Below are 24,845 nucleotides of genomic sequence, written 5' to 3' on the forward strand. Positions count from 1 at the left end.
GCGGGCTGATCCGACAATTTCGGGACGGCTCTCGCACACACTCCGGGCGGCTGATGCGCACCCGTATCACACTGCCTCGCGGGGGGGCTGCGTGGCGCCACGGCGATGCTGGCCGTGCTCGCGCTCTTCGCAACTGTGCTGACACCCGCTGCGTCGGCGCAGTCCAGCCGGTCCATCGGCACGGTGGTCGTCGCCAACGGCTGGAGTTCTGCCGACTCGGCCGTCGCGTCGGCTCTCGCAGCCCTCGAGAGCGACACCCGCTCCGATGCAGTCGTGCTGTATGCGAATTCGAAAGAGCTCACGGCCCGCACTGCAGACTTCATCAAAGACCGCCAGCCGTCGGCGGTGATCCTGGTCGGCGGCACGGCTGCGCTGTCAACCGCAGTCCAAGATGAGGTGGTCGCACTGGTCGGCGGCGGGGCAGTACGGCGGATCGCAGGCGCCGACCGCTTCGACACGGCGGCGAGGGCAGTGCCCTCGAACGCCACTACGTTCATTGTGGCGAACGGCCACAGCGCGGCGGACACCGGCGTGGCGGCTGCCCTGGCGGCGACAAGGTCCAATGCAGCGGTGCTGCTGGCCGACGCAGACAGCCTGACGGAACCGACCGAACGCATCATCCGCGAACAGCAGCCCGCGCAGGTCGAATTCGTAGGAGGCACGGTGGTGCTCGCAGCATCGCTTGTCGATCGTGTCCGCGAGCTCGCTCCATCGGTGCGCACAGTGCCCCGCCACAGCGGCGCGTCCCGCACTGACACCGCAGCAGCGGCCGTGCCCGACACCGCCACCACGCTGGTGATCGCGAACGGATGGAGTCCAGCGGACATGGGAGTTGCCGCTGCTTACGCGGCCGTCACCACCGGTGGTGCCGTGATGTACTCCCAGACGAGCACGTTGACCACGCCCACCGAGCTGCGCATCCAGGAACAGCGGCCGCGCGCGATCGTGCTCGTCGGCGGGCGCAACGCGCTCGACACCAGTTTGCATGCCAGCCTGCGCGCCATCGCCCCTACAGCGGCGCTTCACAGAATCAGCGGGTCGGACCGCATCGACACAGCAGCGCGCGCCGCGGCAGGCACGCTGACGGCCATCGGCACAGATCCGCCGGCCGCACCGATATCGCTCACGGCGACCGCCAGGAACGCCAGTCTGGCCGTGTCATGGAGAGCGCCCACCAGCAGCGTCGGTGCTGCAATCTCCGGCTACGTGGCGGAGTACCGAGCGTGCACGGCTGCGCTGAGAACCTGTACGTCGAGCCCGAGTTGGGGCGGCTGGATCGCACATGCCCATTCGGGCACCGGCACCAGCACCACTATCACCGGCCTCGCCAACGGCACCGCCTACCAAGTGCGGGTGCGGGCCCGCAACATCTACGGGCTCGGCTCATGGTCGCAGATCGCGTCGGGCATACCGGCAGTGCAGACAGCGAAGCCCTCGGCGCCGGCCAGGCTTACCGTGGAAGCCGCGAACGAGCAGTTGAAGGTGTCGTGGGCACCGTCGACGCCCCCGAGAGGAGCGACCGTCGACGGCTACGACGTGGAGTACCGGACGTGCGGTTCGAGCCTGACATGCGGCAACTGGACATCGCACAGCCATCAAGGCACGGGCACCACCGCCGCGATCACCAAGCTGAGCAACGGCATCAAGCACGAGGTGCGAGTGCGGGCCCGCAGCGGCGCGAGCGCTAGCGACTGGTCGAGCACCTCCTCTGCAACACCTGAGGAGTTGCCGAGTTTCGAGCGTGCCCCAGCCTTGACGCCGGGCGACCGGAACATCCTCGTGCAATGGAACGAACCCGGATACTCCGGGTCGGCTGTCACCGACTACGACGTGCAGTTCCGGGCCTGTACCGCAACCGACGACGACAAGAACAATCTGACCTGCACGGGCGACAACGAGGCTGAGGTCAAGGCGACGTGGGGCCCTTGGAAGCTGCGCAGCCACTCGGGCACCGGCAAGATCGTGACGATCACCCCGCTGACCAACGGCACCGCATACCAAGTGCAGGTGCGGGCCAGAAACGCCAACGGGCTGGGGCCGTGGTCGGCAGCGGCCCAAGCCCGACCTGTCTCGGTGCCGGAGAGGCCGAACACTCCCACCGTCGAGCCCGGCAACCTGCAGTTGGTGGTGACGTGGACGGCTCCGTCAGACAACGGCTTGCCGATCACCAGTTACGACGTCGAGTACTGCACCGGCACATGCGCAAGCGACTCATCTGATTGGGCGGACGCCAGAGCCTCGGTCACCGACACCAGGCATGAGATCACCGGTTTGGACAACGGCACGACCTACAGGGTGCGCGTCCGGGCCATCAACAGTCTTGGCGGCGCGGGCAAAGGCGAGGGCCCGTGGTCTTCGCCCCGAGGGGGCACGCCGAGAGCACTGCCCGACGCCCCGAGTCCGCCGAGCCTGACGGCCGGTGACCGCGAGATCGACGTTTCGTGGGATCCGCCAACGGATGCCCACGGCACGACGATCACTGGCTACAACGTCGAGCACCGGGCGTGCACGGCAACGCCGAAAGATTGCAGCCCGACTCCACGGTGGGGAGGTTGGCGCTCGAGAACCCACACCGACCTCGACAGCCTCGCGTTGACGATCAAGAGCCTCGCGAATGCCACCCAGTACGAGGTGCGGGTGCGGGCCCGCACCTCGAACGGCAACGGGCCGTATTCCGCAACTGCGAGCGCAACGCCGCTCGGCAAGCCGGATAAGCCAGCGACGCCCACGCTGACCACGGGCAACGAAACGCTGGTGGTGACGTGGAAGGCACCGGCCGACAACGGTTCCGCAATCACCCGCTATGAGGTCTCGCATTGCGAGAGCACCGAAGACTGCAGTCTCGACGGAGATTGGTCAATACCAAGCCGGGTTGAGGGGTCCGACGGAGACCCTCCTGAGACCACCCACCGGATCACCGAGTTGAACAATGGCACGTCGTACAAGGTGCGTGTCCGAGCGGTCAACGGGCAGGGCGATGGACCGTGGTCGTCATCTGCTTCTGGCATACCGTCGCTGCGGCCGGACGCTCCCGCCGCGCCGACCGTGTCGGTGGGCAACGGTCAGATCGGACTCCTGTGGTCGGCGCCGAACGGCAACGGGCTGGCGATCACCCAGTACTACGTGGAATACCGGGCCTGCACGGCAACCGACAAGACCTGTGACGAGAATCCGACCTGGGGCAACTGGATTGAGCGCAGGTTCGCGGCCACCAGCATCACTGCGACAATCACCGGGCTGATCAACGGTACAAAGTACCAAGCGCGGGTGCGGGCGCTGAACGCCAATGGTGCAGGGCCGTGGTCGGATGCTGAAAGCGATATCCCCTTGGCCGCACCGTCGACACCTACCGGTTTGGCTTTGGAGATAGGCAATACCCAGCTCGTGGTGTCGTGGAACGAGCCGGCGTCGCGCGGTTCGACCATCACCGGCTACCTCGTGGCGTATCGCGACTGCACGGCCACACGGAAGGACTGCACTTCCAGTCCGAAGTGGAACCAGAGGTGGAAGTCGGAAACGGTCGTCGACAAGACGACCGCGGAGATCACTCCGTTGGAGAACGGCACCGCGTATCAAGTGAGGGTTCGAGCAACGAGCGGCACTGGCAACAGCGGTTGGTCGCAGATCAAGTCAGCCGTAGTGGCTGCAGTACCAGACGCTCCGAGCATGCCGACACTGGCTCCCTCCAATCGTCAGCTCAATGTCGACTGGAGGGAGCCAGACGATCATGATTCGACGATCGAGCATTACGAGGTGGCTTACCGGGCCTGCACCGCGACCGGTGCCGACGCCACGAAGCTGACCTGTGACTCGGATCCGACGTGGGGGAGCTGGCGGCTGCACGGCGATGTTGGCGCCAGCCTGTCGAGGATCATCACCGGCCTGACCAATGGCACCACGTACCAGGTGCGCGTGCGAGCCCAGAACGAGAACGGCTGGGGGCCGTGGTCACCGCCGGCGAGCAACAACCCTGTGGGCGCGCCATCAAGGCCCACCACGCCGATGGTGACCGCGAGCGATGGCGAGCTGACGGTGAATTGGGTCCCGCCGCGCCGCAACGGTTCGGACATAAGCGGCTATGAGGTGCGCTACCGGGCCTGCGAAGCGACCAACTCCGACACCAAGGTTCTGACCTGCGCCTCGAATCCGACGTGGCCCACCGATTGGGAAATGCACAGTCATTCGGGAACCAGTACCTCGACGACCATCTCGCCGCTGACGAACGGCACCGCCTACCAAGTGCGGGTCCGCGCGACCGCCAGCGACCGAGAGAGTCCGTGGTCACCTGCTGCCGTGGGCATACCGAGAGGCGCGCCCAGCGCGCCAGCCAGGGTCGAAGTTGCATCGGGCAACCGGTCTTTGATCGTGTCGTGGTCGACTCCTAGCGCGAACGGGTCAACTGGGATCGGCTTCAAGTGGCGCTATTGCGATTCCTCGGAGGATTGCACGAGCGGTTCCGATGACTGGACGACGATAACTTTGGGCGGTTCCACGAGGACCCGCACGATTTCAAATCTCAGCAACGACAACGCGTACAGCATGGAGATGCTCACCACCAGCACGAGCCACGGAGACAGCGACCCGAAGCCTTTGCCAAATGGAACGCCCGGCGGGCCAGGTCGACCTTCGCCACCTCGACTGACGGCCGGCAACACTGAGATCACCGTGACCTGGTTGGCGCCGACCATTAACTCCTCCGACATCACCCATTACGAGATTGCTCACTGCAAGGACGCAGACGAAGATGGCCGTCTCGACGACGACTGCACCCAGAGCCTCGACAACTATGTCTACGACAACTGGATGCGCGTGCGTCATGATGACCCAGATGATCTCAGCCTCGATCTCACCTCTCTGACCAACGGCGAAAGCTACCGGGTGAGAATCCGTGCATGGAACACGCAAGGTATGGGCCTTTGGTCAAGCTGGGCGACCGCAACGCCCAAGTCTTGACCTAGCGGGTCGCGCTCCTTGCGACTGAGATCGTGCGTCAAGATGCGCGCAATCTGTGCCCCGCCGCCCGGGCGTAGCATTCGATCCGTTCCCGTTGGGAGGGAGGGAACCCTCTGCTCCGGGGTGTTCTTCGCCCGGGCTCAGGAGGAGCCCGGTGGCTGGCCCATATCGTCGCTCGAAGCGCCTGCCGACTGTGTGAAGTCTGGGCCATTGTGGCCCGTCCGCCATGCTTCATGTGCGGGCGGGTTCAGCATGAATTCGGGTGGGATGCGGAGTCACCTCGATGCGGGTTGCAGAACCCGGATCGGTTGGGTTCCGAGAAGATGCCCGAGGTCGATGCCGGGATCGGTCACGAAGCCCATTACGGCCACACCACGAGCAACCAGCCCGTCTTGACCCATGTCTCGACTGATGCCGGCATCGGTCTTCGCTGAGCGCCGCCGCGCTCGGCAGCGCTACGAGTTTGTCCACGGCCGCTGCCGAGGTGGGCTACACGTCTGCTGCGCGGCTATTGGGCCTCGCCGTCGGGAGACTCGGGGGTGACGACGCTGCGAGGCAGCCCGGCCGCGGTTTCGAGGCGAGCGAGACGATCGGTGTGATCGAGCAGGGTTGCGTTGATCTCGCGGAAACCAGCCTGCATCTCGGCACGCAGGCTCCCGATCTCGGTTTGCATCTCGGCACGCAGGCTCCCGATCTCGGTTTGCATCTCGGTGCGCAAGGTTCCGATCTCGGTTCGTAGTCCTCCGATTTCGGACTGCATCTCGGTTCGCAGTCCTCCGATTTCGGACTGTATCTCGGCGCGTAACTCGGCTGCCACGGCGTCGATGCGTGCGCCTTGGGTGTCGAGGCGGTCGCCGACGGTGTCGATGCGGTCACCGAGGGAGCTGATCTGCCACATCAGCATGCTGAACATCGCTGTCGCCAACGCCGCAGCTAGGACGCTCAGAATCCCATTGCGTGACACCGCGGCGCTCGCCTCACTCGACTTCTTGCCGCCGAGTGCGCCTCTCGCAGCCGCAGCGCTCGGTGCCTGGCCCGCGTCGGGCTGCGCTGATGCCTCGGTGGCGGCTTCGTGTTCGTCAGGGTCGGTCATGGCGGCGGTGTCGACTGGTGTGGGCATCGGGCCTCGCTGAGCGTCGCGGCGCTTCAAAGCGCACGTTCGGTTCCGGGTAGGTCGCCGCACAAGCCGGGCAACGAGGCTGTTGCCAACATAGCTGCCCGCTTCTCGCCGAATCGAACCATTTGTATGTCGCAGCGCAATGGTCGCGGCGCGGGTGACCTGCGCTGGCTGCGCCGCAGCCCGGCACTCGAACGGCGCGCGGACATTTGGGGAACGCCGTACCCGAGCGGAGCGTGTACGTGCGGATAGCTCCGTAGCCGGGCGGGCGTAGCATTCGATTTGTACCCCTTGGCAGGGAGGTGCCTATGCGCAGCTGGGACTCGATGGACGACTTCGAGGCGTTTCTGGACGGCGGCGGGCTCGTGGAGCCAGGCGACGACATGCCCGACGCATACCGCGAGGCGGTGTTCCGGTTCATCGAGCTGCACGCGAACAGCGAGTACATGGGCGGGCTCACCGAGCGCGACTGGATCGCGAAGGCGCCGGGCCTTGCCAACAAGCTGACGGCGCTGGCCAAGACCCAGGACGAAATCGGCCACGCGCACCTGCTGTACATGGTCGCCGCAGACATGGGCATGAAGACCCGTGACGAGATGACCGCCGACCTGCTCGCCGGCCGCACCACTTTCCACAACGTGTTCCACTATCGGGCCTACTCGTGGGGCGATCAAATCGCGATCGCCTACCTGGTCGATGCTGCGGCGCTCGCCAGCCAGCAGGCCGTGTTCAAGAACTGCAGTTACGGGCCCTACAAGCGCATCCTGCGGCGGATCATCGCCGAGGAAGGCTTCCATATGCGCAACGGCGAGGAGCTGCTGCTGAAGATGGCTAAAGGCACCCCTGCGCAGCACGAGATGATGCAGGAGAGCATCGACCGGTGGTGGTGGCCGTCAGTGCAGCTGTTCGGCCCCGACACCCGCCCAGACGACGTGCTGCTGCGCTGGCACATCAAGTCTGAGCGCAACGAGGTGCTGCGTGACCGGTTCGTTCAGAAGATGGTGCCGCAGCTGCAGGCGGCCGGCTTCACCATTCCCGACCCGGACCTGCGCCAAGATGCTGACACCGGACGCTGGATCAGCGGGAAGATCGACTGGGATGCCCTCAAAGCGGCGATCGCAGGCCGGGGGCCAGACAGCGAACGGCGTCTGCGCGATGCGCGCAACGCCTGGGACGGTGCGGCATGGGTTCGTACCGCACTCGACGAAGCAGCGGCGGTGCCTGCATGAGCGACACCCGCAGCGAGGCCGCAGCAGGGGCGCCGATGGCGGCTCGCAGCGCCGATGAGGAAGCGGCGGCCGGGTGCTCCGCTGCCACGCAGAACGCGACAAGCGAGCGCTCCGTTGCCGGGCAGAACGCGAGCATGCGCGTCGCTGTTGTGCAGACTCCCTCGACTAGGGCCGACGTGGAGACGGCGGTGTTCGACGCGGTGTCGTCGGTATGCGATCCCGAATACCCCGACGTGACCATCGCCGAGCTGGGCATTCTGGAGAGCGTCTCAACGGCCGACGACGGCTCGGTTGTGCGCATCGAGTTGGTGCCGACCATGCTCGGCTGCCCAGCCCTCGATGTGATCCGGCGCGATGTGGCGGCCGCGGCGCAGTCGGCTTGCGTCGGCGTCGAGGCCCGAATCGAGGTGGTGTTCGTGGCCGACCCCGTGTGGACGCCCGACCGAATCGCGCCGTCGGCGGTCGACTTCATGGCCCGCGAATACTCCGTGGCAGTCCGCAGCGCTTTGACCGATGCGACATGCCCTATCTGCGGCAACGCTGCACTCGAGCATCGCTCAGACTTCGGGCCGACACCGTGTCGCAGCGTGGAGTGGTGCCCGAGCTGTCGCAACCCGATCGAGGTCGTCGGCAGGGTCGACATAGCGGTGTCGGCGTGAAGACCTACGAGGTGTTCCTCAAGCGCCCCGGCAAGGATCCGTTCACTCACGTCGGCGCGCTCGAAGCGCCCGATGACGAACTGGCGCTCAGTTTCGCCCGCGACTGCTACACACGGCGATCCGAGGGGGAGCAGATGTGGGTGGTAGCCCGGGAAGACCTGCTCACCGCCGATCCTGTCGAGCTCGAAATGGCAGATCGCTCTCATCGCCACAACGACGGTGCGCTGCTGCGGGATCTGCGCAAGGCAGGAGACTCACCCACCTGATGAGCGTCGTCGATGTAGCAGGCGCACCCGACGCGCACCAATTGGTGCTGGCGTTTGCCGACGACGAGCTGTGTGTCGGCCAGAACCTCGCGTGGTGGATTGCTGTCGGTCCGTTCCTCGAGGAGGACTTGGCGCTGACCTCGATCAGCCAGGACGAGCTGGGCCACGCCCGGGCGCTCTTTGGGCTGCTCAGCGACGACATCGACGAACTGGCCTACGGCCGCCAGCCCCATGAGTACCGCAGCGCGCATCTCACCGAGCTGCCGTGCCGTGACTGGGGCGAGACCTTGGTCCGGCATTTCTTGTACGACACCGCTGAGAGCATTCGATGGGCGGCGCTGGCCGACTCGTCGTGGGAAGCCCTCGGCGCCGTTGCGCGCCGAGCCCTGGCCGAGGAACGGTCGCATCTGCGTCACGCCTCTGGGCTGCTCTCGCGGCTGCTGCGCACCGAGTCGGGCTGTTCCCAACTGCTCCCGCTGTTCGACCAGTTTGTGCCGATGGCCTGCGAGCTGTTCGACCTTCCTCCGCGCTGCGACGCAGATGGCCTCGTGGCCGCGGGGGTCATGTCCCGCCCAGTGAGCGAGCAGCGCGTCGAGTGGCAAGCGACGGTCGACGAGGCGCTCGCTCAGGCAGGGCACCAGCCCCAGTGGCCTGCACACCGTGACGAGCCCCTGCCGGCGAGCGGTCGAGCCGGCGGGCGCTCGCCTCACTTTGCAGCGCTGCACGCCGAGATGGTTGAAGTGCTCTCGATTGACGCATCGGCAGTCTGGTAGCGCGAACCCGTCAATTCGGGACGGCCTGCCACGATTCCGGATCCGTGGGCACCTGTGAGCAGGGCACGGACCTGCCACAATCGCCGGGGCTTGGCCCACATACGCGCATCGGAGTCGATTCATGGCATTGCGAGGAACATCTGTCGTCCGGCGCGAGGACGAGCCGCTGCTGCGCGGGCAGGGACAGTTCGTCGCCGACCTCACCGCCGATGCGGATTGGGACGGCTTGGCCCATGCCTGCTACGTGACCTCGACGGTTCCCCACGCCCGCGTTGCCGGTCTGGAGGTGAGCGAGGCACGCAACGCTCCCGGCGTCGTCGATGTCGTCACGGCCGCCGATGTCAACCTGGATCCGTATCCGTCGCCGAGCCCGGCGTTCGACGCCGCCATTGTGCGCCCGATGCTGGCCACCGATCGGGTGCGGTTCGTGGGCGAGCCTGTCGCCGTCGTGGTGGCAGACACCCCGGCTGCAGCGATCGACGCAGCCGAGATGGTGATGGTCGACTACGAGTCGCTGCCTGCGATCGTCGACCCTGAGGCGGCGCTCGACGGCCCCGCACTGTTCGAGGGCATGGCCGAGCCGAACGTCGTGGTCCGCATGTCGCTCGAAGACTCCGAGGCCGATTTCGAGGGGTGCGAATCCGTCGTGGAGGTGCGCACGGTCAACAACCGCATCGCGCCGTGCCCGCTGGAGCCGCGCGTCGCCGCGAGCCGTTGGGCTGACGACGGGCGCCTGCACCATGTCAATGCCGGCCAGGGCCCCCACCCGGTGCGCGCGGGTCTCGCCAAGATCTTGGACCTCGACCGTTCCCAGATGCGTGTGCTCTCGCGTGACGTGGGCGGCAGTTTCGGTGCCAAGGCTCGGCCCCATCCCGAAGAAGCGCTGCTCGGCTGGCTGGCGGCTCGTGTCGGTCGGCCCATCATGTGGGTGCCCTCGCGCAGCGACGACATGGTGGGGCTCGTCCACGGGCGCGGCCAGATCCAGTACTGCCGCATCGGCGGCACTCGCGAGGGGCGCATCACGGCCTTCCACGTTCACGTGGTCCAGCAAGCGGGTGCCTACGGGAACATGGGCGCGGCGCTGCCGAATAACGGCAAGGCGATGCTGGCGGGCTGCTACGACATCGCGACGCTTGGCTTCACCTCGGTCTCGGTGCTCACCAACACCACGCCGACCGGCCCTTACCGCGGTGCCGGCCGGCCCGAAGCCGCCGCGGCGATCGAGCGCGCTGTCGACGCCTTCGCCGCCGAGATCGGCATGGATCCCGCCGCCGTGCGCCGGAAGAACTTCCTGCAGCCCGAAGTCTTCCCGTTCAAGACCCGCACCGGCATGCCCTACGACTCGGGCGCGTACGAGGCCAGCCTGGACGCAGCACTTCAGGCAGCCGACTACGGCGCCTTGCGTGCTGAGCAGGCGCGTCGCCGCGCCGACGGCGACGAGCGGCTGCTCGGCATCGGTCTCGCCACCTACGTCGAGCGCACGGCGGGTGTGGGACGGTCCGAGTACGGAGCGGTGGAACTCGTCGAGGGCGGCCGCATCGTGGCCCGCACGGGATCGTCGCCCTACGGGCAGGGCCACCACACCTCATGGGCGATGCTGATCTCGGATCGGACCGGTATGCCGATGGACCGCATCGACATTGTCCACGGCGACACCGACGAGGTGCCTCGTGGCGAGGTGACCGGCGGTTCTCGTTCGGTGCAGTTGGCAGGCGCGGCGATCTGGGAAGCCTCCGCCACGCTGGTGGATCAGGCCCGAGAGGTGGCGGCCACGCTGCTCGAAGCCGACCCTGCCGACATCACGCTTGACACTGGGTCGGGTGCGTTCCATGTCGTGGGCACACCGGCGGTTTCGGTCAACTGGGCTGCCGTCGCTGAGCACCTGGCCGCCGACGCCGGCGAGTCCGACAGCAACGCGGGCGGCAGCGCCGGCGCGGGACCGCGCCTGCTGCACGCCGAAGAGGTGTTCGATTCCGAAGCGCCCACGTTTCCCTTTGGCACCCATGTCGCCGTGGTCGAGGTCGATCGCCACACCGGAGAGGTGGAACTGCTTCGCCTTGTCGCCTGCGACGACGCGGGCACCATTCTCAACCCCCTGCTGGCAGCCGGGCAGGTGCACGGGGGCCTGGCCCAAGGTGCGGCCCAGGCGCTGTACGAGGAGTTCGTCTACGACGACGACGGCAACCCGCTCACCGGAAACTTCGCGGACTACCCGATCATCTCGGCGGCAGAACTGCCGTTCTTCGACCGGGTCGTGCTCGAGACGCCTACGCACATCAACCCGCTCGGCGCCAAGGGCATCGGTGAGTCAGGCACGGTCGGCGCCACGCCCGCCGTCCAGAACGCAGTGATCGACGCTGTCGCCCATCTCGGCATCCGCCACATCGATATGCCGCTCACACCCCAACGCGTCTGGCAAGCAATCACCGACGCCACCGGTTGAGTCTCCTCAGTCGTCGACTCACTCCAGATCTGACTAGTCCTCGCCGGGACCCAGCTCAGGCGCGCTGACTTCTTGAACATCCAGCACTACGGGAGCCGGCTCGCCGAGCTCTTCGCCCCCCGTCACTGAACCCAAGTCGCGGAAGCGTCGGGCCTGGGGGAGCACTCGGCGCTGAAACGAGCCGACACCATCGTTGAAGGCACCGACTGCGGTGCGCAAGCCTCGCCCCATCTTGTCCACGTGCTCGATGTAGGTCGAGAGTCGGGAATACAGCTCACTGCCCAAGTCGGCAACTTTCTCCGCATTGCGGGCGATGTCCTGACGCTGCCAGGCCAGTGCCACGGTCCTCAGGAAGGCAATCAGCAGGCCGGGGGTCGCGATCAGCACTCGGTGTCGGTGCCACGCGTTCTGCCAGACGTCGCTGTCGGCGTCCATGGCCACATCGAGCATTGGGTCGGTCGGCACGTACATGAGGACGAAATCGGGAGACCCGGACACCCACCGGCCGTAATCGCGATCGCCGAGCTCCTTGGCGCGCTCGCTCAGGGCTGCCGCATGCTCTGCGAGGGCCTGCTGCTGTTCCGCTTCGTCCGATGCCTGTACCGCCCGGTCGTAGGCGGCAAACGGCGTCTTGGCATCGATCACGACGCTCGCCCCGCCTGGCACCTTGACCACCACATCGGGCCGCAAGCGTCCCTCGGCGCCGATTTCGCCGACTGTGGCCTGCTCGACGTAGTCAATGTGTCGGCTCATGCCAGCCGCCTCGATGACATTGCGGAGGTGCTGCTCACCCCAAGCACCGCGCATTTTCGAGTCGCGCAGAATCTGACGCAGTCCGCTCGTCTCTGATACGAGCTTGTCGACACTCTGAGAAACCTTGGCGGTGTCTTCGGCCCGCGCAGTGTCGGCCGTGTTCACATACTTCTGCAGTTCCGCCAGCCGTTCACGCATCGGCTCAACCAGCTCTTTGACGGTTTTGCCGGCCGTCTTGGTTTGCTCGGTGGTGAGGTCTCGGAACTCTTTCATGAAGGTGTCGCGCGTTGACTCGCTGACCTGGGCGGCGATCTCCTTGAAACGTCCCTCGATCTCAGCCTGCTTCTTCGTCATCTCCTCGACGCGCGCGTCCCGTTCTGCCTCAGCAGACGCCAACTTGACGCGCAGGTCCGCAGCGGCGTCGCGTTGCTGATCCGCCTTGGCACGTGCTTTGTCTCGTTCACCGGCCAGCTCGGTATTGCGTTGCGAGCGGTCGTCGCGCTCTGCCGTTACGGTGGCTAGTCGCCGAGACAGCACAGCCCACACGGCACCCGCGCCGGCGGCGAGACCGACCAACACTCCGAGCACGGCGGCAAGACCAGCGGACATGCGGTTCACTCCTTGCGGTGATGGAGCAAGATCGCCTCTCGACGGGACACAGCTCAAGCGTAATCCCGTTGGCTTCGCCGGTTGATGACGACTGCCAGAAGGGATCCGCACGGCAACGATGCTTGAAACGTGGCGCAATGCGGTCAGGGCCAAACCAGTCCCGAAGTGCCCTGCGCTGACGGGCTTGAGGTTCGTGCGTCTAGCGTCGGCGTCGATGCGCGGCACACACGGCGACGAATGCGAGTGCGCCATGAGCGGCAAGGACTGGGGCTCCTGAGGCCGCGGCGCGCCGCAGTGGCGGCCCTCCTCACGGTTCTGCTGCTCGTGGGGGCTTGCAGCACAGGCACCGACGAGGTTCCCGAGCCCGTCATTGCCTCGACAACAACGGTCGCCCCCGCCGCTGGCACGGCGGGTGTCGCCACGACGACCGGCGAGGCCGCGCAGATCACGGTGCCCACAACGCAGGCGCCTGCGGACACGGGGCCTCGGCGCGGCGGCACGCTGCGTGTGCTGCTGGCAGCCGACCCCACGCCCATTACCGGCTGGACGCCATGGGATCACGTGTGCGCATGGTCGTGCCGCAACGTGCTGGACCATGTCGTCGAGACGCTCATGGTCGTGCTCCCCGACGGAACCGTCGTGCCCTGGCTGGCGGAATCGGTCTCGGTCGACGCGTCATTGCAGCGCTGGACCGTGAAACTGCGACCGGGCATCACCTTCACCGACGGCGAGCCCCTTGATGCGATCACCGTCAAGACCGGCATCGACGACTACCTGCGCTCAGGCCGAGCCAGCGGCGGCCACCTGCGAGACGCCCGCATCACATCGATCATCGTCGACGACGAACTCACCTTGACCTTCGAGCTGAGCGAGCCCAACGCCGGCCTGCCCGCTGCCCTTGCGGGCCCGGTCGGGCGCGTTTTCTCCGTCGTCGCAGCCGAGGCCGATCCGGACATCTTCGCCAGGGCACCAGTGGGCACCGGACCGTTCGTCTTCCGGCGCTGGTCGGCCGGAGAGCCGGCGGTGCTGCAAGCCAACCCTGACTACTGGCGCACTGGAGCGGATGGTTCGACACTGCCGTGGGCAGCCGAGATTGTCTTCACCGAGATTCCCGACGAGCGGGATCGCCTCGCGTCGCTGCTCGACGGCCGAGGCGACGTCCTGATGTCGCGGTCGGCTGAGCTTGCAACCGCCGTGGCCACGGCGACCGACACCGGCGGCCGCTCGCTCACCGCCATCCAGCGGCACGACGACAACGCCGGAGTCGTGCTGTTCAACCTGCTCCGCGCCCCGCTCGACGACATCCGGGTACGACGCGCGCTGATCGCTGCGGCCGATCAGGAACAGCTCATCTCCGCACTCGGACCTGATGTCGACTCGTTGCCCGCGACCCAGTGGTGGTCGCCGGGAAGCATCTGGCATTCGGCCGAGGTGGCGGAGGCTTGGCCCACCCACGATGCCGAGCGCGCCCGCTCGTTGCTGCGCGAGTACGTCGAGGATCCAGAGCGCTCCGACGACCGAGACCCCGGCGAGCCGGTACGTATCCGCATCCTGTGCACCGACGATCTCGCCCTCATGCGTATGACGGCCGGACTCGAGCGCCAATGGGAGGCAACCGACCTTGTCGACGTTGACGTCGAGACGGTCGCCCGCACGGGGCTCATCAGCCGTGTCATGGGCTCGGTGGTCCAGAGCCCGTCGTTCGCCGGTGACTTCGGAGCAACGTGCTGGCGCGTCGGAGGCGAGTCCGATCCTGGGGTTCTGGCGTCGGCTGCGGTTGGTCCGATCCGCACCACGCCGCTGAACGTGTCCAACTTCACCGGAGAGCACCTTGGCGCGCTGGCGAGCCTCATCAAGTCGACCGCCGACGGAGACGACCGGCGTGACGCAGTTGCGCAGTTCAGCGCCGCCCTCGCGAACGAGGCACCCTACGTGTATCTGAGTTACGCATCGAGCGTGATCGCGGCCAGCGCGGACGTCGGGGGGCTCGGGCGTACGACGCTTCCCGACGGCGATGTGATCGAAGGCCAGCGGCTCGGTGTCGGCCGTTACGACGAGGTGTGGCTGCGCCGTGAGTGACGGCGCTGATCGGCGCATCGTCGAATCGTCGCCGATCCCAGATGTCGCCGCGCTCGGCTGGCATCGCAGGCCCGGTCGGGGTCGACGGCCGCAGCCGGGCTATGAGGTGAGCCGGGTGGCCGTCGAACATCGCGGCGCCTACGAACTTGTCGATGACGACGGCAGGACGATCGGGGCTGTGGATGCGTCGATTCGCGATGCAGCCCGCACGCCGTTCGACTTTCCGACCGTCGGCGACTGGGTGGTCCGGTCGCTGGAGGCCCGACACGACCGGCGCGTCGCGATCGTCGAGGTGCTGGACCGGACCTCTCTGCTGTGCCGCCGCGCCTCCGGCCCGCGGCCACAGCCGCAACTGGTGGCGGCGAACGCAGACATCCTCGCCGTCGTCACCACGCCGACTCCGGCCGCCGATGACCGCACCACCAGCGCGACCGATGCCGGCCACCGGATCGAGTGGTATCTGACCGCAGCATTCGGCGGGGGAGTCCGCCCGCTGATCGTCGTGAACAAGATCGACACGGCGTCGCAAGCCGAATGCGAGGCAACCGTCGAAGCCTTGCGCCGCCGCCTCGGCGCTGCGGCGGACGACGTGGCGATCCTGGAGACGTGCGCCCTCGACGGTCGCGGGCTCGACGGCCTCGCAGCATTGGCCCAAGACGGTGCGACGGTGGCTTTCAGCGGTCCTTCCGGGGTGGGAAAGTCGTCGCTGGTGAATCGGCTCGCAGAATCCGAGGTCATGTCAGTTGCGCCGCTCAGCCCTGGCGGCCGCGGCCGGCACACCACCGTGCGGCGCCAACTCGTTCCCATCGGTGGACCAAGCGGAGGGACCCTCATTGACACGCCAGGCCTGCAGAATCTGATCCCTTGGGGCGGCGAGGGGGGCCTTGTGTCCGCCCCCGACGGCGTTCACCACGGCTTGGCGTCGGTATTCGGCGAGATTGCGACGCTCGCTCAGCGCTGCCGCTTCGCCGACTGCGCGCACACCGTGGAGCCCGACTGCGCGGTGGTGGCTGCGGTGCAGACCGGCGACCTGGCTGACGAGCGACTCGGCACCTATCTCGAACTCGTGGCGGACATGGGACGCTGAACCGGCAGGCGACGCCGTGGTCTGCTCAGCGGCCTTTGAACTCGGGCCGCCGCTTGTTCATGAACGCGTCCACGCCTTCTTGGTAGTCGTCGCTGTCGAAGCACGCCCGGATCATTGCCTCGACCTCGGTGAAGTCGCGTTCAGACTCGGGCCTCTGCCACTGCGTCAACGCTACCTTGGCGGCGGCAATGGTCAGCGGAGCGTTCTGGCCGATGAGATCGGTCCATTCGGTGACCGACGCCTCCAAATCTGCTTTCGGGACGACCCGGTTGACGAGCCCCATCTGCAGCGCCTCTTGTGCCCCGAAGCGATCGGCGAGAAAGAAGATGCGCTTGGCAGCCGACGGGCCGACCAGGCGCATCAGCGTGCCGATTCCAGCGGCGCCGTAGCCGAGGCCGAGGCGAGCCGCGGGAATCGTGAACTGGGCATCCTCGGCGGCGACGCGCAGGTCGGCCGTCAGCGCCACCGCCAATCCGCCGCCGATGCAGTAGCCGTGAATGGCAGCAATGAGCGGCTTGGACAAGCCCAGCAGCGACGCATGTGCCCGAGATGTCGTGTCGTCGTAGTCGCGGTTGCCGCTCGCATCGGAGCGCTGCTCGCCGAACTGGCTGATGTCGGCGCCTGCGGCGAACGCGCGCTCGCCTGCGCCGCGGATGACCACTACCCGGATCTCGCCGTCGCCTTCCAGCTCCGTCGTGGCCGCGGTGATGCCGTCCCACATCTGCGCGCTGATGGCGTTATGCCGCTCCGGATGGTCCAAGATGATGCGGCCCACATGGCCGTCGCGTTCGAGATGCACCTGCCCGCTCACGGCGGCTGACGCTACCGCCCGCCCCGCATACATGCCCGAGAAGCAGCAGGCCGATGTTGTATCGAGTCGAGAGTTTCGTCGGCGGCGCAAGCGTCGAGCGAGAACCGAACTCAGGACTCGGGTGGCACCCAGCTGGCGTCTCGGCGCTCCCGGAAGGCGGCGATGCCCTCGGCGGCCTCATCGCTTTGGAACAGACGCTGGCTCAACTCCGCAGTCCACTCCCAAGCTTCGGCGCGATCCATCTCGGGCACCCTCGTCACGAGCTGCTTCGTGTTCGCCAGCGCGTTGGGGCCACCCCGCACTAGCCGTCGCAACGTCACCGACACCTCGTCGTCGAGCTGGTCGCGGGGCACCGCACGGTTGATGAGCCCGGCCGCCGCTGCCCGAGGTGCGGGCACACGCTCGCCTTCCAGAAACAGCTCGCTGGCATCGGAACGACGCAGTTTCGGCAGGCAGACCACCGAGATCACCGCGGGCGCCACGCCGATGCGGACCTCGGTGAAGCCGATGATGGCGTCGTCGGCCGCGATTGAGATGTCCATTGCCGCAGCCAACCCCACACCGCCGGCGGTGACATGACCGGCCAGCCGGCCCACGACGGGCTTGTCGCAGGTCATGATCTGCTCGAGGATCTCCACGAAGTTGTGGCGCAGCGTCGGCTGGGGCACGCCGGGCTGGGCTGCCCGAAGGTCGGCGCCGGCGCAGAACGTGTTGCCCACATGGGTGAACAGGATTGCTCGCACGGCGGGATCGGCCAGCGCGGCCTCGAAGTGATCGCCGACACCGTTCACGATCTCGACGCTGAGCGCATTGCGGTAGTCAGGTCGATTCAGCGTGATCGTCGCAACCCCGCCCGCGACCTCATAGAGCACGGCTGCGTCGGGATCCTCGGTCGGGGTTCGATCGTCGACGTCGTTGCCTGCATGGTCCTGTGACATCGCGGCGATGCTAGGAGGCTGAGCCGTGCGGCACCGAGCCGTGGACACATGGCGCTGAGGCTGACTCCTAGGCTGCCGCGATGACTGAACTGTTGGCACAGGCTTCCTCGGCAACCGACGCCGTGGAGGCGCTGCTGGAGGCCAGCCGCGGCACGGAGGTGTGCGGCACCGAGCCCAGCTGGGTGTGCGAGCGCATCTTCGATTGGACCGGCAGTGAGGGCTTTGCGACCGCGTCGGTATGGATCGTGGACAAGCCGCTGACGGTGCTGATCATCCTGCTGCTCGCGATGATCGCCCGCCGCGTCGTGCGCCGGGCCATCGATCACCTGGTGGAGCGCATCGCTTCAGACAAGAAGCACGCCGAGGAAAGCGAGGCGGCTCGCACTGCCGAAGAAGGGCGCACGTGGGATCCCGAGCGCCTCTCGGCCAAGATGCGGCAGCTGCGCGAGCGCACCGAACGCTCCAGCCAGAGAGCCACAACGCTTGGGACGCTGTTCAAGAGCGTCGCCACCACGATCGTCTGGGCCGTCGCGCTCATGATGCTGCTTGCGGAATTCGACGTGAACCTCGGCCCCCTGATCGCGGGTGCCGGCATCGTCGGCGTCGCAGTCGGCTTCGGTGCGCAGTCGGTCGTGCGGGACCTGCTCACTGGGATATTCATGCTGATCGAAGACCAGTACGGCGTCGGCGACGTGGTCGACTTGGGCGATGCGGTCGGAACCGTGGAGTCGGTGGGGCTGCGCACCACGCGGCTGCGTGACATCTCGGGCACGGTCTGGCACGTGCCCAACGGCGCGATCGCACGCGTCGGCAACATGTCGCAGCTGTGGGCACGCGTGCCGCTCGATCTCGATGTCGCCTACGACACCGACCTCGACCACGCCATGGAGATCATCAAGCGCGTCGCCGACGACGTGTGGCACGAGCAGGGCGAGAACACCACCGTGCTCGAAGAGCCGAGTGTCGTGGGCGTGCAGGCATTCGGCGCCGACGCGGTCACCATCCGCGTCATGGTCAAGACCGAGCCTTCCGAGCAGTGGGCCACAGCGCGCCTGCTGCGCAAGCGCGTCAAGGACGCGTTCGACGAGGCAGGCATTGAGATCCCGTTCCCGCAGCGGACGGTCTGGGTGCGCAGCGGCGAGCCCTCCGAATCCGATGGCAGGACGGCGGTGGGCGCGTTCCAGACGACCACCACGCCACTGCAAGCCGAGGACGCCGACGGCGACGGTGCCGACCTCTGAGCCGGTCGCGCTGGGCAATTCAGACGGTTAGCTCTTTTGGTTCTTTGCCGCCGCTTCGGCGGGGGCGAGCACCACGTTGACCACCGGGTGTGCCAGCTCATCGTCGGTCACGAAGGTCAGATTCTCGATCCGCCCTGCATCGATCAAATCAAGCCGCGTCCCTGAGAGCACGGCGACATCAGCACTCGCAGCGCTGACCGTCACCTGTTCGGCGGGCACCCGCAAGCTGCGTCGAGCCTCGGTCTTGGCCCGGCGTACCTCGCTGAGCACCGAAGCCGTCAGCTCGAAGGCATTGGCCGGAAGATCCGGAATCAGCGCCGCGATCTCGGCCGAGTCAGGCCACGATGCCCGATGGATCGAGCCGGGCCGCCACCACGACCAGATCTCCTCGGTGACGAACGGCAGGAACGGCGCGAACAGCCGCAACAGCACATCGAGCGTCACTGTCAGTGTCCGGTGGGCATCTGCGGCTGCCTCGGCGCCCTGCCCGCCGTAAGCCCGACCCTTGGCCAGCTCGACGTAGTCGTCGGTGAAGCGCCAGAAGAACTGCTCGCAGCGTTCGAGGGCGCGGGCGTAGTCGAAGTTCTCGAATGCCTCGGTCGCAACCCGCACCAACTCGGCAAGCTCGTCCAGCAATGCTGCGTCCAAGCTGTTGGCCACCTGAGCGGCCGAGAGCTCGGCCCCGCGATCGCGCTCGTCGCGACCGGCGAGCATCTCGAGCACGTGTGCGGTCAGCTGCGCGTTGGGGTCGTCGGCAGGCGCCGAAGCGGCCATCGTCAAGGCGAACTTGGCGGCGTTCAGCAGCTTGATGGCCAGGCGCCGTCCGATTTTCATCTGGCCTTCGTCGAAGGCGGTGTCGGTGCCGGGCCGCCCGTTGGCGGCCCAGTAGCGCACGGCGTCGGCGCCGTAGGTGTCCAGCAAGCCCACCGGCGTCACCACGTTGCCCTTCGACTTGGACATCTTCTTGCGGTCCGGGTCGAGGATCCAGCCCGACAGCGCGCAGTGCCGCCACGGAGCGCAGTCTTCGCCGAGATGGCTGCGCACTGCAGTCGAGAACAGCCAGGTCCGGATGATGTCGTGGCCCTGGGGGCGCATGTCCATGGGGTAGGTGCGCTCCCACAGATCGGGATCCTCGCTCCACCCGCAGGCGATCTGCGGTGTCAGCGACGATGTCGCCCAGGTGTCCATGACGTCGTGATCGCCGACGAAGCCGCCGGGCCGGCCACGTTGGGACTCATCGAAGCCAGCGGGCACGTCGCTGCTCGGGTCCACAGGCAGAGCGGCATCGTCGGGCACGAGCGGCCGTTCCCAGACCGGCTCGCCGTTGTCGTCGAGTGAGTACCACAGCGGTATCGGCACCCCGAAGTAGCGCTGACGGCTGATCAGCCAGTCGCCGCTCAGGCCTTCGATCCAGTTCGTGTAGCGGCCTTGCATGTAGGGCGGATGCCATGTCATCTCCGAGCCGCGGGCAATGAGCTCGTCGCGCAGTTCCGCGTCGCGACCGCCGTTGCGGATGTACCACTGGCGGCTCGAGACGATCTCGAGCGGCCGGTCGCCCTTCTCGAAGAACTTCACTGCATGGGTGATCGGGCGCGGCTCGCCGATGAGCTCGCCCGAGTCGCGCAGAAGCTCCACCGTTGCGTTGCGAGCGCCGCCCATGGCCTTGCCGGCCAGGCGTGCGTACGCCTCGCGACCAGCAGGCGTGTCGATGCCCTGCGGCGGCTCGGCGGTGATGCGGCCCCGGCGATCCACAATCGCCCGCACCCCCAAGTCCAGCTCGCGCCACCACGTCACATCGGTGGTGTCGCCGAACGTGCAGATCATGGCGATGCCGGTGCCCTTGTCGGGTTCGGCCAGCTTGTGCGCCATGACCGGCACCTCGACATCGAACAGCGGCGTGCGCACGGTCGAGCCGAACAGGGGCTGGTAGCGCTCGTCATCGGGGTGCGCCACCAGTGCAACGCAAGCGGCGAGCAGTTCGGGCCGGGTCGTCTCGATCTCGACGGTGCCATTGCGGGCGCCGTCGGCATCGATGCGGTGGAAGGCGATGCGGTGGTATGCGCCTGGCCGTTCCCGGTCTTCGAGCTCGGCTTGGGCCACCGCTGTGCCGAAGGTGACGTCCCACAGCGAGGGCGCCTCGATCTGGTATGCCTCGCCGCGTTCGAGGTTTCCCAGGAACGCACGCTGCGCGACCCGCTGGCAGCGCTCGTCGATGGTGGCGTAGGTCATCGACCAGTCCACGCTGAGCCCGAGCTGGCGCCACAACGCCTCGAACGCGTGCTCGTCTTGCGCGGTCAGCACATGGCACAGCTCGATGAAGTTGCGCCGCGAGATCGCCAGCTCACCACGGGCTTCCACCGCCTTGGGATCACCGCCGTCGGCCGGCGGCTGGAAGTTCTCGTCGTAGGGCAGCGAGGGGTCGCAGCGCACCCCGAAGTAATTCTGGACGCGGCGTTCGGTGGGCAGACCGTTGTCGTCCCAGCCCATCGGGTAGAAGACCTCGTAGCCGGCCATGCGCCGGTAGCGGGCGATGTTGTCGGTGTGGGTGTAGCTGAACACGTGACCCATGTGCAGCGAGCCGCTCACCGTGGGCGGCGGGGTGTCAATGCTGAACACTTGGTCGCGGGTTGCGGTGCGATCGAAGCGGTACACGCCGCTGGATTCCCAGCGCTGGGACCACTTGGCCTCGAGCCCGTCGACGGTGGGCCTGTCGGGCACCTGTGTCATGCGGGGAAAAGCTACCGGCGAGCCCTGCCAACGGCCGCGGCCGATTCGGCATGGACGTGGCGTCATCCATCGCTCTCGTCGCGTTCATCTCGGTTCGAGACGCTGCTGTCAGCGCCTTGAAGCAAGGCATTGGCGGGCGCAGCGGCTAACTCGGCTCCACGATGACGCCCTCATCGCGCATGGCGTCGATCTCGCCCGCGTTGTAACCCAGTTCGCCGAGTATCTCGACTGCGTGCTCGCCCAGCAGCGGTGCGTGGCGGCGCAGACGAGTCGGCGTCGCTGAGTACACGACTGGATCAGCGACGTAGCGGTAGGCCCCTTCGGTGGGATGCTCTGAGATGCTCACCAGGCCGACAGCCGCAAGCTGCGGATCCGCATCGAGATCTGCGAGGTCCATGACCCGTGCGGCCGGGATCGAGTGCTCGTCGCAGTACCCGATCCACTCATCCGTCGTGCGACGCACCGAGAGCTGCCCGATCAGCGCGTACAGGTCGTCGATGTGCGCAATCCGGGAGTTGTGATTCGCAAAGCGCGGATCCGAGGCCAGATCGGGTCGATCGACGAACGCGAAGAACGTTCGGTACTGCGCGTCGTTGTAGGGCAGCAGGCAGACCCAGCCGTCGGCAGTCGGGTATGGACGTCGGTGCGGTGTGAGCAGTCGGTCGTATCCGAACGGTCCCTCAGGCGGCTCGAACACTGCGCCGCGGTAGTGCTCCACCAGGTTGAACGCCACCATCGTTTCGAACATGGGCACTTCGATGGTTTGCGCCACGCCCGTTCGTTCCCGGTGGAACAGGGCGGCGAGCACGGCTTCGACGACGTGAAGCCCGGTGACCTTGTCGGCGACCACGGCGGGGACGAAGCCGGGTTCGCCCGAGATCCGGCCGATCAGATTCGAGAGGCCTGAGGCGGCTTGGATGGCGTCGTCGTAGGCCGCCTTGTCACGGTAGGGGCCACCGCTGCCGTAGCCGTTCGCTCGACAGCAGATGAGCTGCGGGTGCTGCGATCGCAGCGCATCGGCGCCGAGGCCGAGGCGTTCGAGCGCAGCCGCTCGCATGTTGGTGACCAGCACGTCGGAGCTCGCCAGCAAGCGCTGCATGGCCGCTTTCCCGGCTGCGGACTTGAGATCCAGCGCCAGCGAGCGCTTGTTGCGTTGGATGTTGAGGCTGAAGCCGGACATGCCCGCGGATCGGGCAGGAAGACCGTTGCGCGTGGAGTCGCCGTCCAGCGATTCCACCCTGATGACATCAGCGCCGTGATCGCCCAGCATGCGGCATGCCATCGGCCCCATCAGCACGGTCGTGAGATCGACGACGCGTATGCCGTCAAGTGCGCCGGCCGACTCGTTGCCGGCAGCGGCGGTACTTGCAGTTTCTGGCATGTGATCCTGGCCTACTCAGTCGATCCGGCTGCAGCCGCCTGGCGCTCTTCACGCTCGGCGGCCTTGATGCCGTGGCTCATGACGATGGTGGGTGCGAGCAGCATCGAACCGACCACGAGCGCCACCGCAATCAGGGTGGTCAGCAGCGGGGTGTATCCCCAGCGGATGCCGATGGCACCGCAGATGAGCGAGCCCACGTAAAGGCCGTACCCGGTCCGCTGGCCCAGGCTGGTGATCCGTTTCAGCCGTGCCCGCCGGGCCACGACGTCGTCGAACGGCTCGCCCGCCTCGCCGCCAGCACCCGTACCGCTGTCTGCCGTTTGCTGATGAGACTCCCCGGCGTCACCCACGGCCCCATTATCGCGGCACGCTACGGCAATCCGGTAAGGAAGCGTGATCTTGGCCCGCAGCACGTCCCCGGCCGCACAGCAAAGGCACGAAAAACCGTTGTCGGCGCATCGTCGTGTCCGAATATGGTGTGAGTCTTCCGCCCAAGGGATTTTCGCATTGGCAACTGCACAGCGCTTAGTTGACCTCAGCCGGGTTGAGAGCGAGGTCGGGAGACTGACCCTCGGTCAGCGCGAAATTGACCTCACTGATGTGAAGCACAACCGCGCTACCCATGCCGACATGGTCGCTTGGAGCGGTCTTGGCTGGTGGCTGATGGGGCACGCTGCCGTCGCGGCCTCTGCCGGTGGCGATCCACTCGAGGTCATTCTTCCGCCGGCAGGTTCGGCGCCAATGAGATTTCTGGGGCGTACCGGTCTGATGACAGCTGCGGCTAGTCGGTCGGTGCGCCTGGGATACAGCGACGAGACCGAATTCGACTGGACGCACCTGTACAGCGACCTGCGACGGCACCGGCCGCGCCTTCCTGGCGTGACATGGGAGTTGTTCGACGAACTCGACGGTGATCAGCTCCGCGTCGTGTCTGACCTTGAGAGCCCGCGACGTCAGGTGCCGGCGCTGGCAAAGTGCGGGTTGCACTATCCGTGGCTGGGTGGCCTCCGCCTCATGTCCCCGGCGATTTCGTGCGAGGGCCTCCACCAGTTCGTCAATGACGCCGATGTAATCGTCGCGGAACTCTTTGACAACGTTCACAAATGGAGCCAATCGAGCAATGCCTATGCGGTGCTCTCGGTCACCGAGGGGGGCGCTCATCGCGATGAGAGACGGGTGAGCTGGAACCGGCTGCACGTCATCGTCGCCGATGATGGCATCGGCATCCCCAGCGCGTTGCACAACGATGCAGCCGCCTACGCGGCTGTGCGGGACGCGTGCGGACATGCCAACTGGGCGGATATTGCAGACATTGATCTTCTCCGCACATTGGTCTTCCGCTCGTTCGGCGAGCGCCAGATTCCGCATCACAATGGCTACGGACTGCACACGACTCAGTCCAGGGCAACCAAGTGGGTGGGCGCTGTCGACATCATGACGACGGCCCGAGACGGTCATGTGCTGAGACTCGGAACTCGTGGACTCGCAGAGGAAGACGCTGAGATCGTTACCGGCTCGCCTGAGTTGCCCGGCGCTCGAGGCACGTTGATTCACGTCATGCTCCAGGCCGTCGACCAAGAGGGCGCGCGTGCGGAGGCCGCCGAGGCGGAGTATCTGCCGTTTTCAGTTTCGGCTTCCGACGACGTCAGGGACCGGCAGCGCGACGGTCATCAAGATACCGCGTAGCTGACACCGCCATGACTCCGGTACTTCGTCATGGTGACGGTTACGGTCGTCTGACCGCATCGACGGTTCAGGTGAAGATGCCACCTCGGGAGG

At 66.7% G+C, this 24,845-nt stretch carries 17 protein-coding genes; 10 read left to right on the plus strand and 7 right to left on the minus strand.

Features of this window, described 5'->3' with window-relative positions; genetic code table 11:
* Positions 1-105 precede the first annotated feature (105 nt).
* Positions 106-4,953, plus strand: coding sequence for a fibronectin type III domain-containing protein (locus ACOOF5_RS09750; RefSeq protein ID WP_420438603.1), 4,848 nt, complete (start codon positions 106-108; stop codon positions 4,951-4,953).
* 508 nt (positions 4,954-5,461) lie between these two features.
* Here the strand turns inward: ACOOF5_RS09750 and ACOOF5_RS09755 are convergent.
* Positions 5,462-6,073 carry a hypothetical protein gene (locus ACOOF5_RS09755; RefSeq protein WP_420438605.1) on the minus strand — a complete coding sequence of 204 codons (612 nt, stop codon included), beginning with the start codon at positions 6,071-6,073 and terminating at the stop codon, positions 5,462-5,464.
* Positions 6,074-6,378: 305 nt separating this feature from the next.
* Between ACOOF5_RS09755 and paaA the strand changes: the two genes are divergently transcribed.
* The 5 genes from paaA (at position 6,379) to ACOOF5_RS09780 (ending at position 11,440) form a co-directional block, all read left to right on the plus strand.
* Positions 6,379-7,299, plus strand: a complete 921-nt coding sequence (gene paaA, locus ACOOF5_RS09760) for a 1,2-phenylacetyl-CoA epoxidase subunit PaaA (protein ID WP_420438607.1) — start codon at positions 6,379-6,381, stop codon at positions 7,297-7,299.
* The gene (locus ACOOF5_RS09765; protein WP_420438609.1) at positions 7,296-7,958 is read left to right on the plus strand and encodes a metal-sulfur cluster assembly factor; all 663 of its coding nucleotides are present in this window, start codon (positions 7,296-7,298) and stop codon (positions 7,956-7,958) included. Before paaA ends, ACOOF5_RS09765 begins: the two co-directional genes overlap by 4 nt.
* Positions 7,955-8,224: a 1,2-phenylacetyl-CoA epoxidase subunit B gene (gene paaB, locus ACOOF5_RS09770; protein ID WP_420438611.1), complete on the plus strand. Its 270-nt coding sequence runs from the start codon at positions 7,955-7,957 to the stop codon at positions 8,222-8,224. The genes ACOOF5_RS09765 and paaB overlap by 4 nt, the downstream gene beginning before the upstream one ends.
* A complete protein-coding gene (gene paaC, locus ACOOF5_RS09775) occupies positions 8,224-8,997 on the plus strand; it encodes a 1,2-phenylacetyl-CoA epoxidase subunit PaaC (protein WP_420438613.1) in 774 nt (257 codons plus the stop codon). The genes paaB and paaC overlap by 1 nt, the downstream gene beginning before the upstream one ends.
* 121 nt (positions 8,998-9,118) lie before the next feature.
* Positions 9,119-11,440 (plus strand): xanthine dehydrogenase family protein molybdopterin-binding subunit, encoded by a 2,322-nt coding sequence (locus ACOOF5_RS09780; RefSeq protein WP_420438615.1) that lies wholly within the window; start codon positions 9,119-9,121, stop codon positions 11,438-11,440.
* Between the two features lie 33 nt (positions 11,441-11,473).
* Here the strand turns inward: ACOOF5_RS09780 and rmuC are convergent, their stop codons facing one another.
* A complete protein-coding gene (gene rmuC / locus ACOOF5_RS09785) occupies positions 11,474-12,802 on the minus strand; it encodes a DNA recombination protein RmuC (protein WP_420438617.1) in 1,329 nt (442 codons plus the stop codon).
* A gap of 294 nt (positions 12,803-13,096) precedes the next feature.
* Between rmuC and ACOOF5_RS09790 the strand changes: the two genes are divergently transcribed.
* Together ACOOF5_RS09790 and rsgA are read left to right on the plus strand one after the other, a co-directional pair.
* Positions 13,097-14,881: an ABC transporter substrate-binding protein gene (locus tag ACOOF5_RS09790; protein WP_420438619.1), complete on the plus strand. Its 1,785-nt coding sequence runs from the start codon at positions 13,097-13,099 to the stop codon at positions 14,879-14,881.
* Positions 14,874-15,968, plus strand: coding sequence for a ribosome small subunit-dependent GTPase A (gene rsgA / locus ACOOF5_RS09795; RefSeq protein ID WP_420438621.1), 1,095 nt, complete (start codon positions 14,874-14,876; stop codon positions 15,966-15,968). Before ACOOF5_RS09790 ends, rsgA begins: the two co-directional genes overlap by 8 nt.
* A 25-nt stretch (positions 15,969-15,993) precedes the next feature.
* On the opposite strand, the gene ACOOF5_RS09800 is transcribed toward rsgA, so the two are convergent.
* Positions 15,994-16,779: an enoyl-CoA hydratase gene (locus tag ACOOF5_RS09800; protein ID WP_420438623.1), complete on the minus strand. Its 786-nt coding sequence runs from the start codon at positions 16,777-16,779 to the stop codon at positions 15,994-15,996.
* 110 nt (positions 16,780-16,889) lie between these two features.
* Positions 16,890-17,717 carry an enoyl-CoA hydratase/isomerase family protein gene (locus ACOOF5_RS09805; protein WP_420438625.1) on the minus strand — a complete coding sequence of 276 codons (828 nt, stop codon included), beginning with the start codon at positions 17,715-17,717 and terminating at the stop codon, positions 16,890-16,892.
* An 80-nt stretch (positions 17,718-17,797) separates the two neighbouring features.
* On the opposite strand from ACOOF5_RS09805, the gene ACOOF5_RS09810 reads away from it, so the two are divergent.
* Complete coding sequence (locus tag ACOOF5_RS09810; protein WP_420438627.1) at positions 17,798-18,958, plus strand: mechanosensitive ion channel family protein; 1,161 nt, start codon at positions 17,798-17,800, stop codon at positions 18,956-18,958.
* Between the two features lie 27 nt (positions 18,959-18,985).
* On the opposite strand, the gene valS is transcribed toward ACOOF5_RS09810, so the two are convergent.
* The 3 genes from valS to ACOOF5_RS09825 form a co-directional block, all read right to left on the minus strand.
* A complete protein-coding gene (gene valS, locus ACOOF5_RS09815; protein ID WP_420438629.1) occupies positions 18,986-21,685 on the minus strand; it encodes a valine--tRNA ligase in 2,700 nt (899 codons plus the stop codon).
* A gap of 145 nt (positions 21,686-21,830) precedes the next feature.
* On the minus strand, positions 21,831-23,066 hold the full coding sequence (locus ACOOF5_RS09820) for a CaiB/BaiF CoA transferase family protein (RefSeq protein ID WP_420438631.1): 1,236 nt from the start codon (positions 23,064-23,066) through the stop codon (positions 21,831-21,833).
* A gap of 11 nt (positions 23,067-23,077) precedes the next feature.
* The gene (locus ACOOF5_RS09825; RefSeq protein WP_420438633.1) at positions 23,078-23,416 is read right to left on the minus strand and encodes a hypothetical protein; all 339 of its coding nucleotides are present in this window, start codon (positions 23,414-23,416) and stop codon (positions 23,078-23,080) included.
* 391 nt (positions 23,417-23,807) lie between these two features.
* Between ACOOF5_RS09825 and ACOOF5_RS09830 the strand changes: the two genes are divergently transcribed.
* Positions 23,808-24,752 (plus strand): hypothetical protein, encoded by a 945-nt coding sequence (locus ACOOF5_RS09830; RefSeq protein WP_420438635.1) that lies wholly within the window; start codon positions 23,808-23,810, stop codon positions 24,750-24,752.
* Positions 24,753-24,845 lie beyond the last annotated feature (93 nt).

This window comes from Candidatus Poriferisodalis sp., assembly GCF_965214215.1.
GTDB lineage: Bacteria > Actinomycetota > Acidimicrobiia > Acidimicrobiales > Poriferisodalaceae > Poriferisodalis.

Excerpts from the sequence above, each read along its gene's own strand:
- paaA (WP_420438607.1), top strand. The coding sequence starts at position 6,379 with ATGCGCAGCTGGGACTCGATGGACGACTTCGAGGCGTTTCTGGACGGC.
- valS (WP_420438629.1), bottom strand. The coding sequence starts at position 21,685 with ATGACACAGGTGCCCGACAGGCCCACCGTCGACGGGCTCGAGGCCAAG.
- ACOOF5_RS09820 (WP_420438631.1), bottom strand. The coding sequence starts at position 23,066 with ATGCCAGAAACTGCAAGTACCGCCGCTGCCGGCAACGAGTCGGCCGGC.
- ACOOF5_RS09750 (WP_420438603.1), top strand. The coding sequence starts at position 106 with ATGCTGGCCGTGCTCGCGCTCTTCGCAACTGTGCTGACACCCGCTGCG.
- paaC (WP_420438613.1), top strand. The coding sequence starts at position 8,224 with ATGAGCGTCGTCGATGTAGCAGGCGCACCCGACGCGCACCAATTGGTG.
- ACOOF5_RS09780 (WP_420438615.1), top strand. The coding sequence starts at position 9,119 with ATGGCATTGCGAGGAACATCTGTCGTCCGGCGCGAGGACGAGCCGCTG.
- ACOOF5_RS09755 (WP_420438605.1), bottom strand. The coding sequence starts at position 6,073 with ATGCCCACACCAGTCGACACCGCCGCCATGACCGACCCTGACGAACAC.
- ACOOF5_RS09830 (WP_420438635.1), top strand. The coding sequence starts at position 23,808 with ATGAGATTTCTGGGGCGTACCGGTCTGATGACAGCTGCGGCTAGTCGG.
- rmuC (WP_420438617.1), bottom strand. The coding sequence starts at position 12,802 with ATGTCCGCTGGTCTTGCCGCCGTGCTCGGAGTGTTGGTCGGTCTCGCC.
- ACOOF5_RS09810 (WP_420438627.1), top strand. The coding sequence starts at position 17,798 with ATGACTGAACTGTTGGCACAGGCTTCCTCGGCAACCGACGCCGTGGAG.
- ACOOF5_RS09765 (WP_420438609.1), top strand. The coding sequence starts at position 7,296 with ATGAGCGACACCCGCAGCGAGGCCGCAGCAGGGGCGCCGATGGCGGCT.
- ACOOF5_RS09805 (WP_420438625.1), bottom strand. The coding sequence starts at position 17,717 with ATGTCACAGGACCATGCAGGCAACGACGTCGACGATCGAACCCCGACC.